The sequence below is a fragment of the Streptomyces zhaozhouensis genome (assembly GCF_900230195.1).
GTDB lineage: Bacteria > Actinomycetota > Actinomycetes > Streptomycetales > Streptomycetaceae > Streptomyces > Streptomyces zhaozhouensis.
Window position 1 is genome coordinate 22,570 of sequence record NZ_OCNE01000009.1, and the last position, 15,414, is coordinate 37,983.

At 73.1% G+C, this 15,414-nt stretch carries 17 protein-coding genes; 1 reads left to right on the top strand and 16 read right to left on the bottom strand.

Annotation, left to right across the window (positions count from 1 at the left end; all coding sequences use genetic code 11):
* Positions 1-60: 60 nt before the first annotated feature.
* The 16 genes from CRP51_RS14330 to CRP51_RS14405 all read right to left on the bottom strand — a co-directional run bounded on the left by CRP51_RS14330 (position 61) and on the right by CRP51_RS14405 (position 14,307).
* A complete protein-coding gene (locus CRP51_RS14330) occupies positions 61-516 on the bottom strand; it encodes a GNAT family N-acetyltransferase (RefSeq protein WP_097231571.1) in 456 nt (151 codons plus the stop codon).
* A gap of 53 nt (positions 517-569) precedes the next feature.
* On the bottom strand, positions 570-1,154 hold the full coding sequence (locus CRP51_RS14335) for a DNA-3-methyladenine glycosylase I (protein ID WP_097231572.1): 585 nt from the start codon (positions 1,152-1,154) through the stop codon (positions 570-572).
* Positions 1,155-1,226: 72 nt separating this feature from the next.
* Entirely contained in the window at positions 1,227-1,463 is a 237-nt protein-coding gene (locus CRP51_RS14340; RefSeq protein ID WP_097231573.1) for a hypothetical protein, read from the bottom strand.
* A gap of 173 nt (positions 1,464-1,636) precedes the next feature.
* Entirely contained in the window at positions 1,637-4,159 is a 2,523-nt protein-coding gene (locus CRP51_RS14345) for an ATP-dependent Clp protease ATP-binding subunit (RefSeq protein WP_097231574.1), read from the bottom strand.
* Positions 4,160-4,706: 547 nt separating this feature from the next.
* Positions 4,707-5,057, bottom strand: a complete 351-nt coding sequence (locus CRP51_RS14350) for a histone-like nucleoid-structuring protein Lsr2 (protein WP_097231575.1) — start codon at positions 5,055-5,057, stop codon at positions 4,707-4,709.
* Between the two features lie 159 nt (positions 5,058-5,216).
* Positions 5,217-5,735 carry an amino-acid N-acetyltransferase gene (locus CRP51_RS14355; protein ID WP_097231576.1) on the bottom strand — a complete coding sequence of 173 codons (519 nt, stop codon included), beginning with the start codon at positions 5,733-5,735 and terminating at the stop codon, positions 5,217-5,219.
* Between the two features lie 10 nt (positions 5,736-5,745).
* A complete protein-coding gene (locus CRP51_RS14360; RefSeq protein ID WP_097231577.1) occupies positions 5,746-6,156 on the bottom strand; it encodes a BlaI/MecI/CopY family transcriptional regulator in 411 nt (136 codons plus the stop codon).
* A gap of 70 nt (positions 6,157-6,226) precedes the next feature.
* A complete protein-coding gene (locus CRP51_RS14365) occupies positions 6,227-6,421 on the bottom strand; it encodes a hypothetical protein (protein ID WP_097231578.1) in 195 nt (64 codons plus the stop codon).
* Between the two features lie 67 nt (positions 6,422-6,488).
* On the bottom strand, positions 6,489-6,710 hold the full coding sequence (locus CRP51_RS28325) for a hypothetical protein (RefSeq protein WP_097231579.1): 222 nt from the start codon (positions 6,708-6,710) through the stop codon (positions 6,489-6,491).
* Positions 6,711-6,805: 95 nt separating this feature from the next.
* Positions 6,806-7,603: a type III pantothenate kinase gene (locus CRP51_RS14375; protein WP_097231580.1), complete on the bottom strand. Its 798-nt coding sequence runs from the start codon at positions 7,601-7,603 to the stop codon at positions 6,806-6,808.
* 2 nt (positions 7,604-7,605) lie between these two features.
* The gene (gene nadC, locus CRP51_RS14380; protein ID WP_439333165.1) at positions 7,606-8,679 is read right to left on the bottom strand and encodes a carboxylating nicotinate-nucleotide diphosphorylase; all 1,074 of its coding nucleotides are present in this window, start codon (positions 8,677-8,679) and stop codon (positions 7,606-7,608) included.
* A gap of 13 nt (positions 8,680-8,692) precedes the next feature.
* The gene (locus CRP51_RS14385) at positions 8,693-10,390 is read right to left on the bottom strand and encodes an L-aspartate oxidase (RefSeq protein WP_245880577.1); all 1,698 of its coding nucleotides are present in this window, start codon (positions 10,388-10,390) and stop codon (positions 8,693-8,695) included.
* A complete protein-coding gene (gene panC / locus CRP51_RS14390; RefSeq protein ID WP_097231582.1) occupies positions 10,387-11,250 on the bottom strand; it encodes a pantoate--beta-alanine ligase in 864 nt (287 codons plus the stop codon). The genes CRP51_RS14385 and panC overlap by 4 nt, the downstream gene beginning before the upstream one ends.
* Positions 11,247-12,206: a Rossmann-like and DUF2520 domain-containing protein gene (locus tag CRP51_RS14395; protein WP_097231583.1), complete on the bottom strand. Its 960-nt coding sequence runs from the start codon at positions 12,204-12,206 to the stop codon at positions 11,247-11,249. Before CRP51_RS14395 ends, panC begins: the two co-directional genes overlap by 4 nt.
* A 96-nt stretch (positions 12,207-12,302) precedes the next feature.
* Entirely contained in the window at positions 12,303-12,980 is a 678-nt protein-coding gene (locus CRP51_RS14400) for a response regulator (protein ID WP_097231584.1), read from the bottom strand.
* 115 nt (positions 12,981-13,095) lie between these two features.
* Positions 13,096-14,307 carry a sensor histidine kinase gene (locus CRP51_RS14405; protein ID WP_097231585.1) on the bottom strand — a complete coding sequence of 404 codons (1,212 nt, stop codon included), beginning with the start codon at positions 14,305-14,307 and terminating at the stop codon, positions 13,096-13,098.
* 97 nt (positions 14,308-14,404) lie between these two features.
* Between CRP51_RS14405 and CRP51_RS14410 the strand changes: the two genes are divergently transcribed.
* Positions 14,405-15,406 carry an SAM-dependent methyltransferase gene (locus CRP51_RS14410; protein ID WP_097231586.1) on the top strand — a complete coding sequence of 334 codons (1,002 nt, stop codon included), beginning with the start codon at positions 14,405-14,407 and terminating at the stop codon, positions 15,404-15,406.
* Positions 15,407-15,414: the final 8 nt, after the last annotated feature.

Here is a 15,414-nt window from a genome sequence, read left to right on the forward strand (position 1 = left end):
CGGCGAACGGGAGCACCGCCGCCGTACGCCGTGCACGCTCCCCCGAGCCTCCTAAGCCGCCTAAGCCCCCGAGGGCTCCTCCGCCGGCGCGAAGTCCCAGACGGGCACCTGGCAGAGCTCCTCCGTCCGGCCGCCCGCGGAGCGGTAGGTCGCCAGGGCCGCCTCGTTGTCCGCGTCGACCGGGACCCACATCCCGTAGCAGCCGTGGGCCCGCGCCAGCTGGCCCAGGGCGTCCACCAGGCCCCTGCCTATGCCCCGGCGGCGGTGGGACTCCGCGACGCACAGCTCGTAGAGCATCATCTCGGTGCCCTTGTCCGGGTGCGTCATCTGGACGCCCGACGCCATCCCCACCGGGCCCTCGGCATCGGTGGCCCGCGCCAGCAGCAGGTGGTGGCCCGGCGAGGCGAGGAACCGCTCCGCCCACTCCCGACGGGCCGGCCCGTCATAGAGGGCCTCGGCGCCCATCACCTCCTCGACCGTCTCGGCCTCGACGATCAACCAGTCACGCTCCGCCATGTGGCTCGACTCCTCCCTCTCTCAGCTGACCGCATCCCCCGCCGGGCGTCCCGTCACTCTCCCCTGGCGTGACACTCCCGCAGATGATCGTTGACCAGACCGCACGCCTGCATCAGCGCGTACGCCGTGGTGGGCCCGACGAAGCGGATGCCGCGGCGCTTCAGCTCCTTGGCCAGGGCGACGGACTCCGGCGTGGTGGCCGGCACGTCGGCCAGGCTCAGCGGCGCCTGACGGGCCGCGTGGTCGGGGGCGAACGACCAGACCAGCTCCGTCAGCTCCCCCTCGGACCAGCCGGCGAGCGCCCGCGCGTTCGCCAGCGTGGCGTCGATCTTCCGTCGGTTGCGGATGATGCCGGTGTCGGCGAGCAGCCGCTCGGCGTCCCGCTCCGTGAACCCGGCCACCGCCGCGATCTCGAAGCCTGCGAACGCCGCCCTGAACCCCGGCCGCCGCCGCAGGATGGTCAGCCAGGAGAGCCCGGACTGGAACGCCTCCAGGGAGATCCGCTCGAAGAGCGCGTCGTCCCCCCGGACCGGACGCCCCCACTCCTCGTCGTGATAGACCCGGTACTCCTCGGGCGTGCACCCCCAGGGGCAGCGCGCCAGCCCGTCGGCTCCGGTGACGACCCGCTTCTCAGTCATGCGGGCAGTCTGCCGCAGCCCACTGACAGTCGACCCGAACGGCCTCACCCACCCACCCGCCGGGGGCCGCCGCTAAGGCGACTCGCGCAGGTAGAGCGCCCCGCAGGTGTGGCAGAACGGTTCCGGGGTCCGTCCCCACTCGGCCTCGGAGAGGCCCCTGGCGTCGGGGCGCAGCACCCGGCCGCACATCGCCTCTTCCTCGCCGGGCCGCACCATGTGCCACGTCTTCACGGGCCAGGCGCCGGCGGGTCCGCCCGCCTCGTCGGCCTCGTCGACCTCGGCGTACTCGGCCCGCATCTCGTGCCGCATGGGCGTCGCTCCTCCCGGCGCTCGACGGTCGACCGGCTCGGCCAGACCCCGTACCCCCATCCTGGGCGGGATCGGCCCGGCCGGCGAGCGCAGCGGCCCGGAACGACGAACGGACGGGTGCCCCGCGACCCGAAGGCCGGGGGCACCCGTCCGTGTCAGGACCGAGGAACGCCTCAGTCCTTGGAGAGCTTCGGCCCGCCCTTGGCGGCCTGCTCGACCGGCGGAGCGTCGGGCAGCGAGGACTTCTCCTCACCCCGGAAGGTGAAGGTGCGGTCCTTGCCCTCGCCCTCGGTGTCCACCACCACGATGTGGCCGGGGCGCAGCTCGCCGAAGAGGATCTTCTCCGAGAGCACGTCCTCGACGTCGCGCTGGATGGTGCGCCGCAGCGGCCGGGCGCCGAGCACCGGGTCGTACCCGCGCTTGGCCAGCAGCTCCTTGGCGTCCGTGGACAGCTCGATCGCCATGTCGCGGTCCTTCAACCGCTCGTCCACCTGCGCGATCATCAGGTCGACGATCTTGATGATGTCTTCCTGGGTCAGCTGGTGGAACACCACGGTGTCGTCGACACGGTTCAGGAACTCCGGGCGGAAGTGCTGCTTCAGCTCGTCGTTGACCTTGGCCTTCATCCGCTCGTACCCGGTGTTGACGTCGCCCGCGACCGCGAAGCCGAGGTTGAAGCCCTTGGAGATGTCCCGGGTACCGAGGTTGGTCGTCATGATGATGACCGTGTTCTTGAAGTCCACGACCCGGCCCTGGGAGTCGGTCAGGCGACCGTCCTCCAGGATCTGCAACAGCGAGTTGAAGATGTCCGGGTGGGCCTTCTCGACCTCGTCGAAGAGGACCACGGAGAACGGCTTGCGCCGCACCTTCTCCGTCAGCTGGCCGCCCTCCTCGTACCCGACGTAGCCGGGCGGGGAGCCGAAGAGCCGCGAGACCGTGTGCTTCTCGCCGAACTCCGACATGTCGAGGGAGATCAGCGCGTCCTCGTCGCCGAAGAGGAACTCCGCCAGCGTCTTGGACAGCTCGGTCTTACCCACACCGGACGGGCCGGCGAAGATGAACGAGCCACCGGGACGCTTCGGGTCCTTCAGGCCGGCCCTGGTGCGGCGGATGGCCTGGGAGAGGGCCTTGATCGCGTCCTGCTGGCCGATGACGCGCTTGTGCAGCTCGTCCTCCATGCGCAGCAGTCGCGAGGACTCCTCCTCGGTCAGCTTGAAGACCGGGATGCCCGTGGAGGCGGCCAGAACCTCGGCGATCAGGTCCTCGTCCACCTCGGCGACGACGTCCATGTCGCCGGACTTCCACTCCTTCTCCCGCTGGGCCTTCGCGGTGAGCAGCTGCTTCTCGTTGTCCCGGAGGGAGGCGGCCTTCTCGAAGTCCTGCGAGTCGATCGCGGACTCCTTCTCCCGGCGCACGTTCGCGATCTTCTCGTCGAACTCGCGCAGGTCCGGCGGGGCCGTCATCCGGCGGATGCGCATCCGCGAGCCGGCCTCGTCGATCAGGTCGATCGCCTTGTCGGGCAGGAAGCGGTCCGAGATGTACCGGTCGGCGAGCTGCGCGGCGGCGACCAGGGCCGAGTCCGTGATGGAGACCCGGTGGTGCGCCTCGTAGCGGTCCCGCAGGCCCTTGAGGATCTCGATGGTGTGCGGCAGCGACGGCTCGGCGACCTGGATGGGCTGGAAGCGGCGCTCCAGCGCGGCGTCCTTCTCCAGGTACTTCCGGTACTCGTCCAGCGTCGTGGCACCGATCGTCTGCAGCTCGCCGCGGGCCAGCATCGGCTTGAGGATGCTGGCGGCGTCGATCGCGCCCTCGGCGGCGCCGGCGCCGACCAGGGTGTGCAGCTCGTCGATGAACAGGATGATGTCGCCGCGGGTGCGGATCTCCTTGAGGACCTTCTTCAGGCGCTCCTCGAAGTCACCGCGGTACCGGGAGCCGGCGACCAGGGCGCCGAGGTCCAGGGTGTAGAGGTGCTTGTCCTTGAGGGTCTCGGGCACCTCGCCCTTGACGATCGCCTGGGCCAGGCCCTCGACGACGGCCGTCTTGCCGACGCCGGGCTCGCCGATCAGCACCGGGTTGTTCTTCGTCCGGCGGGACAGCACCTGCATGACCCGCTCGATCTCCTTCTCGCGCCCGATGACCGGGTCGAGCTTGGTCTCGCGGGCGGCCTGGGTCAGGTTCCGGCCGAACTGGTCGAGCACCAGGGAGGTGGACGGCGTGCCCTCGGCCGGGGCGCCGGCGGTGGCCGCCTCCTTGCCGCCCGAGTAGCCGGAGAGCAGCTGGATGACCTGCTGCCGCACCCGGTTCAGGTCGGCGCCGAGCTTCACCAGGACCTGGGCGGCGACGCCCTCGCCCTCGCGAATGAGGCCGAGCAGGATGTGCTCGGTGCCGATGTAGTTGTGGCCGAGCTGGAGTGCCTCCCGGAGCGACAGCTCCAGGACCTTCTTGGCCCGGGGGGTGAAGGGGATGTGGCCGGACGGCGCCTGCTGGCCCTGCCCGATGATCTCCTCCACCTGCTGGCGGACTGCCTCAAGCGAGATCCCGAGGCTCTCCAGGGCCTTAGCGGCGACACCCTCACCCTCGTGGATCAGGCCCAGAAGGATGTGCTCGGTGCCGATGTAGTTGTGGTTGAGCATCCGGGCTTCTTCCTGAGCCAGGACGACAACCCGCCGCGCGCGGTCGGTGAACCTCTCGAACATCGATAATCGCTCCTCAGAGCGGTCAGGCAGTAAAGGGGTCGGTCCCCTCCCTGTCCTTCCGCAGCTTAGTCCCGCAACGGGGGACCGCTCATTCCGACTGTGTGGCTCCTGTCCCCGGCTCCGTGCCCCGAACAGGCGACAACAGCTCCAACCCGATAGTGCGAGACGATGTTCCCGCAGGCCACGACTGAGCGCCGAAGACGGCTACGCCGTCGGCGAACGCACCCCGGATAGCCGGTCGTGACCCACAATCCACCGCCCCCCTCATCCATTAGGGACTTCCTACCCCCTAAGGCTGACACTCCATGCGGCCCGGTACCCCGACATCCGCTACAGGCGAACGCGAACACCCTGAGCGGCGGTACGCGGGCGCAGCGTCACCGGGGAGTTTCCCGGCCGGGAATCCGGCGCCGGACATGCCTCGGGGGGCCGCACGAGGCGGCCCCCCGCACACGGGACCCGGCCTCCTCCCCCGCGCGCCGGCCGCGGGGACCGGTACGGGAGCACGGGAGACCGTCTGATGTCGGCAGGCCGACGAGGGAGCCCCTCAGACGCCGGCCTTCTCGTACGCCTCGCGGATGTTCGCGGGAACGCGACCCCGGTCATTGACCTCGAATCCGTTCTCCTTCGCCCACGCACGGATTTTCGCGGTGTCCTGGGTGGCGCCCCCGGCGGTCGCACCCGTCGCCGCTCCCCGGCCGCGCCCGCGCGCGGCACGGCCGCTGCCGGCCCGCCGACCCGCCTTGACATACGGGTCGAGGGCGTCGCGAAGCTTCTCGGCGTTTTCCGAGTTGAGGTCGATCTCGTAAGTCTTGCCGTCGAGGGCGAACGTAACTGTCTCGTCCGCCTCGCCCCCGCTGAGGTCATCGAGGAGAAGGACCTGAACCTTCTGTGCCACCGGGCTACTCCTCTTTCATAGTTCGGAATACCATTAGGACTGCGGATGTAATCAAACCGCCATTGCCGGGAAAACACAAACCCCGGGCCCTGATTAGCCGGTGGCGCATATGACACGGCGGGACGATTCGGACATAACACTCGCCGCTCGTCACATGAATCAGAGTTGCAGCAGCATCCGGCTGTTACCCAAAGTGTTGGGCTTCACCCGTTCCAGTCCCAGGAACTCGGCGACGCCCTCGTCATAGGAACGCAGCAGCTCGCTGTAGACATCCCCGTCGACCGGAGCGTCGCCGATCTCGACGAAGCCGTGCCGGGCGAAGAACTCGACTTCGAAGGTGAGGCAGAAAATTCGACGAACGCCGAGCCACCTGGCCGTCCCCAGCAGCTTCTCCAGCACCCGGCGGCCGACGCCGCGCCCGCGCACGGCCGGGTCGACGGCGAGGGTCCGCACCTCCGCCAGGTCCTCCCACATGACGTGCAACGCGCCGCAGGCCACCACGGCCGCGTCCTCGTCGCGTTCGGCCACCCAGAACTCCTGGATGTCCTCATAAAGGGTCACCGTCGCCTTGTCCAGCAGGATGCCGCGCCGGGCGTACGCGTCGATGAGCCGGCGCACCTCCGCGACATCCGTAGTCCTGGCGCGGCGCACAGTGACTTCCGTTGGGTTTTCCGACACAGCGGCGAGGTTATCGCCGGGGCTGGTCGCCGTCCTCTTCGGGGGAGGCCACCCGAACTCCGGCCACGTCGACCACCCGCAGGGCGCCGCGCAATGCCGCGACCTGCTCGGGGGACATCATGCCGAAGAAAGCGACGAGAGCGGCGGCCGGGTTGTCGCTCTCCGACCACGCGTCATTCATCAAAGCCGCCGAGTAGGCGGCCCGCGTGGAGACCGCCTCATAGCGATAGGCCCGGCCCTCCTGCTCGCGGCGGACCCAGCCCTTCTGATGCAGGTTGTCCAGAACCGTCATCACAGTCGTATAGGCGATCGAACGGTCCTGGCGCAGATCTTCGAGTACTTCTCGCACCGTGACCGGGCGGTTCCACTCCCACACGCGGGTCATCACCGCGTCTTCCAACTCTCCCAAAGGCCGAGGCACAGGAAGCACAATAGTGCCGCCGGGATAAAACGGGCGGCCCCGCGCCCCCGCCGTGCGGGGGTGGATCGGCTCAGTCGGAGGAACGCGCGGCCTCGCCCCGCTCGGGCTCGGCCTGCCGGGAGGCGGCCGTGGCGAGCGCGGCGTCGACGGCGGCGTCCTCCTTGTACTTGTTGGCGCCGCCCTGGCTGCGGACGATGGTGATGATCAGGAAGGTGAAGGCGACGGCCATCACCGTGGGGGCGAAGAGCGCGGCGACGTAGTCCACGGGAAGCGACCTCCTTGGGGGCTGCTCGGGTGAGTCAGCCTACCGACCGCCCTGTGCCGGCTTCGCCTCACTCCTCCCCTTCGGCGCGCTCCCCCGCGCCCGGCTCCTCGCCCTCTCCCTCCCCGCCCCCCGGGGACGGCGGCGGGGGCGCGGGGCGCCCCCGGCGCGGCGGGAAGACCTCCGCCGGCGTGGGCACCGGGCGGCGGGCCGCCGGACGCCGCGACTGCTGCTCACCGTTGTCGTCCCCGTCGCCGCCCGGGGTGGGGGAGGAAGCCTGAGACATAGCCATAAACCGACTTTAAGTACTAAACAGACAATCCACCGTCATTGGGGCGGCGTGTTCCGGCGAAAGCGGGACCTGCGGTCAGAGGACGACAGCGACGCTCAGAGTCGGGAGGCGTTCCGTTCATAGACCATCCGCAGGCCGATCAGGGTCAGCCAGGGCTCGTGCGCGTCGATCACCGTGGACTCCCGCAGGACCATCGGGGCGACGCCGCCCGTGGCGATGACGGTGACATCGTCCGGGTCGTCGGCCAGCTCGCGCGACATGCGCTCCACCATGCCGTCGACCTGCCCGGCGAAGCCGTAGAGGATGCCGGACTGCATGGACTCGACCGTGTTCTTGCCGATGACGTGGCGCGGCCTGGCCAGCTCCACCTTGTGCAGCTGGGCGCCGCGCAGCCCCAGGGCCTCGACGGAGATCTCGATGCCGGGGGCGATCGCGCCGCCCGCGTACTCGCCGCGCGCGGAGACCGCGTCGTAGGTGGTGGCGGTGCCGAAGTCGACCACGATGCAGGGGCCGCCGTACAGCTCGACGGCGGCGACCGCGTTGATGATGCGGTCGGCGCCGACCTCCTTCGGGTTGTCCGTGAGGATCGGCACGCCCGTCTTGACGCCGGGCTCGACCAGGACGGCCGGGATGTCGCCGTAGTACCGCCTGGTCACCTCGCGCAGCTCGTGCAGCACCGAGGGGACGGTCGAGCAGATCGCGATCCCGTCGATACCGTCGCCCAGCTCCTCGCCGAGCAGCGGGTGCATCCCCATCAGGCCCTGGAGGAGCACGGCCAGCTCGTCCGCGGTGCGGCGGGCGTCGGTCGAGATCCGCCAGTGCTCGACGATCTCCTCGCCGTCGAAGAGGCCGAGCACGGTGTGGGTGTTGCCGACGTCGATGGTGAGCAGCACGGTCAGTCGCCCCCCTCGGCGGTGTCGGCCTCGCGCAGGTCCAGGCCGATGTCCAGGATCGGGGCCGAGTGGGTGAGCGCCCCGACGGCCAGGTAGTCGACGCCGGTGGCCGCGTAGGCCGGCGCGTCGGCCAGGGTCAGCCGCCCCGAGGACTCCAGCTCGGCCCGGCCGGCGACCAGCCGGACGGCCTCGGCGGTCAGCTCGGGGCTGAAGTTGTCCAGCAGCAGCAGGTCGGCGCCCTCGGCGAGGACCGGCTCGATCTGGTCCAGCCGGTCCACCTCGACCTCGACCGGGACGCCGGGGAACTCGGCGCGCACCCGGCGGAACGCCTCGGCGACGCCGCCCGCGGCCACCACGTGGTTGTCCTTGATCAACGCGGCGTCCGAGAGCGACATCCGGTGGTTGACCCCGCCGCCGCAGCGCACCGCGTACTTCTCCAGGGCACGCAGCCCCGGGGTGGTCTTCCTGGTGTCCCGCACGCTGGTGCCGGTGTCGCCGAGGGCGTCGGCCCAGGCGCGGGTCGCGGTGGCGACCCCGGAGAGCCGGCAGAGCAGGTTGAGCGCGGAGCGTTCGCCCGTGAGCAGGTCGCGGGTGCGGCCGGTGACGGAGAGCAGCACCTGGCCCGGCTCGACGCGGTCGCCGTCGGCGACGTGCCGCTCCACCTCGAACTCGTCGGTGCAGACCACCGAGAGCACCGCCTCCGCGATGTGCAGCCCGGCCACCGTGCCGGCCTGCCGCGCGGTGAAGTCTCCGGTGGAGACGGCCTCCTCGGGGACGGTGGCCACGGTGGTCAGGTCGACGCCGTTGTCCAGGTCCTCCTCGACCGCGAGGTGCGCGATGTCCTCCACCCGCACCGGGTCCAGGCCGCCGGCCGCCAGCAGCGCGGCCAGGTCGGGGTCGAGGCCGCACTCCAGGGGGTCGAGGCCGAGCTCCTCGTCGTGCCCGTCGCCGCAGCCGCAGCCCGAGCCGCAGCCACCGCCGACCGGCTCGTCCGCCGGGCGGCTACCCAGCGGCAGCAGCGTCAACTCGACCGGCCGCGCGGGCGGTGTGCCTGGGGTTCGGGGACTGCTGGTCACGGCGAAGGCTCTCCTAGGGGACGACCGGGCCGTCGGGGAACGCGGTCGATTCGGTGGGGTGGACGGCGAGGTGGTGCCCCGCCGCTGAGGTGCGGAGGGCGGCCACCAGATGGTGCCGCCCACGGGCGTCGTCCGGCTCGGGGTGGTCCTCGCGCCAGTGGCAGCCGCGCGTCTCCGCGCGGGCCTGGGCGACGGCGACCAGCACCCGGGCGACCAGACGCAGGTTAGCCGTCTCCCAGCTGTCGGCGCCCGGCTCGGCCGGCTTGCGGTCCTCGGCCGGCGCGTCCAGCGCGGCGGCGGCCTCGGCGAGGCTGGCGCCGGAACGCAGCACGCCGGCGCCGGCCGTCATCAGCCGCTGGAGGGCGACCCGCGCCTCCGGCGACGGCAGCCCGGTGCCCGGGGGGCCGGGCGGCGGGGTGACGGGCGGGCCGGCGAGGGGGGCGTCCTCCCGCACGGCGGTCGCGATCCGCTCGGCGAAGACCAGGCCCTCCAGCAGGGAGTTGGAGGCCAGCCGGTTGGCGCCGTGCACCCCCGTGCAGGCCGTCTCGCCGCAGGCGTAGAGGCCGGGAACGGTGGTGCGGCCGGCCAGGTCGGTGCGGACGCCGCCGGAGGCGTAGTGGGCGGCGGGCGCGACGGGGACGGGCGCGGTCACCGGGTCGATGCCGTGGGCGCGGCAGGCGGCGAGGATGGTGGGGAACCTGCTCTCCCACATCGCGGCGCCGAAGTGCCGGGCGTCCAGGTACATGTGGTCGGTGCCCCGCTCCCGCATCCGGCGGGTGATGCCCTTGGCCACGATGTCGCGGGGCGCGAGCTCGGCCAGCTCGTGGCGGCCGAGCATGAAGCGCACCCCGTCCGCGTCCACCAGGTGGGCGCCCTCGCCGCGCACCGCCTCGGAGATCAGCGGCTGCTGCCCCTCGGCCTCGGGGCCGAGGAAGAGCACGGTGGGGTGGAACTGGACGAACTCCAGGTCGGAGACCTCGGCCCCGGCGCGCAGCGCCAGGGCGACGCCGTCGCCGGTGGAGACCGAGGGGTTGGTGGTGGCCGAGTAGACCTGGCCCATGCCGCCGGTGGCCAGCACCACGGCCGGCGCGCGCACCGCGCCCACCCCGTCGTGGCGGCCCTCGCCCATCACGTGCAGGGTGACGCCGGCGGCGCGGCCCTCGGCGTCCTTCAGCAGGTCGAGGGCGAGCGCGTTCTGCACGGTCTCGATGCGGGCGGCGCGCACGGCGGCGAGCAGCGCCCGGGAGATCTCGGCGCCGGTGGCGTCGCCCCCGGCGTGCGCGATGCGGCGCCGGTGGTGGCCGCCCTCCCGGGTCAGCGACAGCGCGCCGTCGGGGCCGGTGTCGAACGTGGCGCCCAGCGCGATGAGCCGGCGCACCGCCGCCGGCCCCTCGGTGACCAGGGCCCGCACCGCGCGTGCGTCGCACAGGCCGGCGCCGGCGACGAGGGTGTCCTCCAGGTGGCGCTCGGGGGTGTCGCCCTCGCCGAGGGCGGCGGCTATGCCGCCCTGCGCCCAGCGCGTCGAGCCGTCGTCCAGCCTGGCCTTGGTGACGATCACGGTGCGCCGGCCGGCGGCGGCGCAGCGCAGCGCGGCCGTCAGCCCGGCGACGCCGGAGCCGACCACGACGACGTCCGCCTCGATCGCCCAGCCGGGCGCCGGGGCCGGCAGCGGCCCCGCCAGGGCGGCGGGCAGCGGCGTGCGCCCGGTCACGCGGGGCCGCGCAGGGTCAGCCGGCGGTTGTCGATCAGCCGGGTGGTGCCGACCCTGGCGGCCACGGCCAGCAGCGCCTCGCCGGTGAAGTCGTCGGGGGCGTCGGTGAGTTCGGCCGGGTCGAGCAGCGCGAGGTAGTCGAGCGCGAGCGGCGGGTCGGCCTCGGCCGCCGCGGCCAGCTCTGCGGCGGCGGCGGCGCGGGCGCCGGCGGCGTCCGGGCGCGCGGCGGCGGCGGTCAGGGCGCGGGAGAGCGCCAGCGCGGTGGTGCGCTCGGCGGCCGAGAGATAGCGGTTGCGGCTGGAGCGGGCCAGCCCGTCCGGCTCCCGGACGGTCGGCACCGGCAGGATCTCCACCGGGAAGTCCAGGTCGGCCACCATCCGCCGCACCAGCGCCAGCTGCTGGGCGTCCTTCTCCCCGAACGTCGCCACGTCGGCGCGGGTGAGGTGGAGCAGCTTGGCGACCACGGTCAGCATCCCGTCGAAGTGCCCCGGGCGTGAGGCGCCCTCGAGGCGGTCGCCCAGCGGGCCGGCGGAGAGCGTGACCAGCGGGCGCCCCGACGGGTACATCTCGGCGTCCGAGGGCGCGAAGAGCAGGTCGGCGCCCGCCTCCTCGGCGACCCTCAGGTCGGCCTCCAGGGTGCGCGGGTAGCGCGCGAAGTCCTCGCCCTCGCCGAACTGGAGCGGGTTCACATAGACCGTGACCACGACCTGCCCAGCGGGTCCGACCCGCTCCCTGGCGGCGCGGACATTGGCCGCGTGGCCCTCGTGGAGCGCGCCCAGCGTCATCACGACCGCGCGGCGGGCGCCGTCGGTGTAGTGGGAGCGCAGCCGCTCGGCGGTGTGCGCCACGGTCACGGTCATCGTTCCGCTCCGTCCGGTCCCCGGCCGGTGCCCCGGCCGCCCTCCGCGTCGCCCGCCAGCACGTCGAGCAGCGCCTCCGCCGACTCGGGCCGCAGCAGGCCGTGGTCGAGGGCGCGGTCCGCGGTGGTGCGGGCCAGCGCCAGATAGCTGGCCAGGGCGTCGGGGGCGTGCTCCCGCAGCTCGGCGACGTGCGCCGCGACGGTGCCCGCGTCCCCGCGCGCCACCGGCCCGGTCAGCGCCGCGTCACCGGAGCGCAGCGCGTTGTCCAACGCGGCGCCCAGCAGCGGGCCGAGCATCCGGTCGGGGGCGGCGACGCCGAGGCCGCGCAGCACGTCGAGCGACTGCGCGACGAGCGTGACCAGGTGGTTGGCCCCCATCGCGAGCGCCGCGTGGTAGAGCGGGCGGTCCCGCTCCTCGATCCACTCGGGCTCGCCGCCCATCTCGATGACCAGCGCCTCGGCGGCCATCCGCAGCTCCTCGGGCGCGGTGACCCCGAACGAGCAGCCGGCCAGCCGCTGCACGTCGACCGAGGTGCCGCTGAACGTCATCACCGGGTGCAGCGCCAGCGGCAACCCGCCGGCGCGCAGCGCGGGTCGCAGCACCCCGACGCCGTGCCGGCCCGAGGTGTGGGCCAGCAGCTGGCCCGGTCGGATCGCGCCGGTCTCGGCGAGGCCGGCGACCAGCGGCGGCAGCGCGTCGTCGGGAACGGTCAGCAGCACCAGGTCGGCTTTGGCCAACACCTCGTCGGGGGTGACCAGCGGCACGCCGGGCAGCAGCGCGTCGGCGCGACGGCGGGAGGCGTCGGAGACGCCGGAGGCGGCCACCGGCTGGTGCCCGGCCAGCCGCAGTGCGGCGGCCAGCACGGGGCCGACGCGGCCGGCGCCGACCACGCCGACGCGCAGCCGCGCCGGGCGGTCGTGCGCCTCGGTGGTGCGGGACGCTGAGGCGGCGTTCACGTGGGTTCTCTTCCTGGTCGAGCGTTCCGGTCCGTCCCCGCGGTACCGGACGTCCCCCACATGCTACGGCTCCCGGTCGGCGTGCGGACCGTCCGGCTACTGGCCGCCGGCCCGCACCAGGCCCGCCTCGTAGGCGAGGACGACGGCCTGGACGCGGTCGCGGAGGTGGAGCTTGTTCAACACGCGCCCGACGTGGGTCTTCACGGTCGCCTCGGAGACGACGAGCCGGGCGGCGATCTCCGCGTTGGACAGGCCCTGCGCGATCAGCAGCAGCACCTCGCGCTCGCGGTCGGTCAGCAGGTCGAGCTCGGGGGTGCGGCGCTCCTGGGGACCGGGGAGCAGGGTGACGAAGCGGTTGAGCAGCCGGCGGGTGGTGGTGGGGGCGACGACCGCGTCGCCGCTGTGGACGGCGCGGATCGCGGCGAGCAGCTCGTCCGGCGGCACGTCCTTCAGCAGAAAGCCGGAGGCGCCGGCCTGGAGTCCGGAGAACGCGTACTCGTCCAGGTCGAAGGTGGTCAGGATCAGCACCCGGGGCGTGCCGGGCCCGCCCTCGCCGCCCTGGCAGATCCGGCGGGTCGCCTCGACGCCGTCCAGCCGCGGCATCCGCACGTCCATCAGCACCACGTCGACCGCGGTGGCCCGCAGCTGCTCCAACGCCTCGACGCCGTCGCCCGCCTCGGCGACGACGGCGATGTCGGGCTGGGCGCTGAGCACCATGCGGAAGCCGGTGCGCAGCAGCGCCTGGTCGTCGACGAGCATCACGCGGATCGGCATCGGGGCGGTCCTTCGCTGGGTAACGCTGCTGGAAGCTGCTGCGGGCTGGGGGAAGCTGGTAGAGGGGCGGGCGGAGGCCGGTGGAGACGGTCGTGGCGGGGCGGCGGGCCGGTCCTCACTGCCCGCCGTTGAGCGGCAGGGTGGCGCTGATCCGGAAGCCGCCGCCGGGGCGGGGCCCGGCGACGAGCAGGCCGTTGACCATCCCGACGCGTTCCCGCATTCCGATCAGTCCATGCCCCTGGCCGTCGGCACCGCGCCCCTCGTACAGCTCCTGCTGCGCGCCGCGCCCGTCGTCCTCGGCGAGCACGGTCAGCGCGTCACCGCCGTACTCCAGGGCGACGGTGGCCCCGGCGTCGGGGCCGCCGTGCTTGCGGGTGTTGGTCAGCGCCTCCTGCACGATGCGGTAGGCGGTCAGCTCCACGCCGCTGGGCAGCGGCCTGGGCGTGCCGGAGATGCGGAAGTCGACCGGGAGGCCGGTGTCCCTGACCTGGTCGACCAGCTCGCTCAACTGCTCCACGCCGGGCTGCGGCACGTAGTCCTGCGCGCTGACGGAGCTGTCCTCGGTGCGCAGCACGCCCAGCAGCCGGCGCATCTCGGCGAGCGCCTGGCGGCCGGTGCCGGAGATGGTGCGCAGCGCGTTGAGGGTCTGCTCGGGGGCGCTGTCCAGCACGTAGGCGGCGCCGTCGGCCTGGACGACCATGACCGAGACGTTGTGCGCGACCACGTCGTGCAGCTCCCTGGCGATGCGGGCGCGTTCGGCGGCGACCGCCATCCTGGCCTGCGTCTCCCGCTCCAGCTCCAGGCGGGCGGCGCGCTGCTCCAGCTCGGCGTAGTAGGCGCGGCGGGTGCGCAGCGAGTCGCCGAGCACCCAGGCGAGGCAGAAGGCGACGGTCAGGAACGCGCAGGAGATGATCATGCCCGCCAGCGACTGCTCCTCGGGCGCCGGCCAGCGCACGGTGGAGAGCACCGGGGCGGCGACGGAGGTCAGCAGCCCGAGGCGGGAGGCCCAGCGCTCGGGGCGGGCCGCCACGGTGAAGATGATCATCAGCAGGGCGAAGTTCGCCGGCAGCGGCGGCACGTCGACGGCCAGCTGGAAGAGGCCGAGCAGGATGGCCAGGCCGAGCATCTGGCCGGGCCAGCGGCGGCGCAGCATCACCACCGTGCCCAGGCCGATCAGCGCCACCACGGCGCCGGCCTCGGACCCCTCGTACTCTCCTCCCTCGAAGGGCAGAGCCATCACGAAGACGGAGGTGAACACGAGCACGAACGCCCAGCAGCCGTCGACCCAGGTCGGGTGACGGCGGAGAAAGTCATAGAGCCGGTTCACTTCACCCAGCGTATGCACTGGGAACGCCCGGGGAGTCAGCCCGGCGACCGATACATGAAGCGCTCAACTACTCCTCAAGGTGGACGGAGACCCTCACATGCCCGGCCCCGTGTCCGACCGGACGGCCGCCGAGGGGTGGCGCCCGGCGATGCAGCGCGCGCTCTACGGACCGCGCGGCTTCTACCGCGAGCAGCCGCCCTCGGCGCACTTCAGGACCTCGGTGCACGCCTCGCCGCGCTTCGCCGGCGCGGTACTCGAACTGCTGCTCAGGGTGGACGCCGCCCTGGAGCGGCCCCCCGAACTGGCGTTGGTCGACCTCGGCGCCGGCCGGGGCGAGCTGCTCGCCGGGGTGCTGGCCCAGGCGCCGCCGGAACTGGCCGGACGGCTGCGGCCGTTCGCGGTCGAGAAGGCGGACCGTCCGGCGGGGCTCGACCCGCGCGTGGTCTGGCGCGCGGAGCCGCCGGCGGACAGCGTGGGGCTGCTCTTCGCCAACGAGTGGCTGGACAACGTGCCGCTCGAAGTGGCCGAGACGGACGCGGCCGGCGTGCTCCGGCGCGTGCTGGTCGCCGAGGACGGGACGGAACGCGCCGGGCCCGCGCCGGACGCGGCCGAGGCGGCGTGGCTGCGGCGCTGGTGGCCGCCGTCCGGGCGGCAGGGCGAACGGTTCGAGATCGGGCTGACCAGGGACGCCGCCTGGGCGGGCGCGGTGGCCACGCTGGCGCGGGGGCTGGCCGTCGCGGTGGACTACGGCCACACGGCGGAGAACCGGCCGTTCGGCGGCACGTTGACCGGCTACCGCGCCGGGCGGATGGTGGCGCCGGTGCCGGACGGGCGGTGCGACCTGACCGCCCATGTGGCGCTGGACTCCTGTGCCTCCGTGCGCCCCGGCGGGCGGTTGCTCACCCAGCGCGAGGCGTTGCGCGCGCTGGGCGTGCGCGGGGCGCGTCCGCCGTTGGAGCTGGCGAGCGGCGATCCGGCCGGCTATCTCAGGGCGTTGAACGGAGCGGGCGAGGCGGCCGAGCTGACCGACCCGGCCGGGCTCGGCGGCTTCCGCTGGCTGCTGCACCCGGTGGGCGTCGCGGCGGACGGCCTGTTGTGAAGCGCGCC

Bases quoted from the DNA above. Each gene is read 5' to 3' on its own strand.
- CRP51_RS14330 (WP_097231571.1), bottom strand. From the start codon at position 516: ATGGCGGAGCGTGACTGGTTGATCGTCGAGGCCGAGACGGTCGAGGAG.
- CRP51_RS14335 (WP_097231572.1), bottom strand. From the start codon at position 1,154: ATGACTGAGAAGCGGGTCGTCACCGGAGCCGACGGGCTGGCGCGCTGC.
- CRP51_RS14340 (WP_097231573.1), bottom strand. From the start codon at position 1,463: ATGCGGCACGAGATGCGGGCCGAGTACGCCGAGGTCGACGAGGCCGAC.
- CRP51_RS14345 (WP_097231574.1), bottom strand. From the start codon at position 4,159: ATGTTCGAGAGGTTCACCGACCGCGCGCGGCGGGTTGTCGTCCTGGCT.
- CRP51_RS28325 (WP_097231579.1), bottom strand. From the start codon at position 6,710: ATGGCTATGTCTCAGGCTTCCTCCCCCACCCCGGGCGGCGACGGGGAC.
- panC (WP_097231582.1), bottom strand. From the start codon at position 11,250: ATGACCGTGACCGTGGCGCACACCGCCGAGCGGCTGCGCTCCCACTAC.
- CRP51_RS14400 (WP_097231584.1), bottom strand. From the start codon at position 12,980: ATGCCGATCCGCGTGATGCTCGTCGACGACCAGGCGCTGCTGCGCACC.
- CRP51_RS14410 (WP_097231586.1), top strand. From the start codon at position 14,405: ATGCCCGGCCCCGTGTCCGACCGGACGGCCGCCGAGGGGTGGCGCCCG.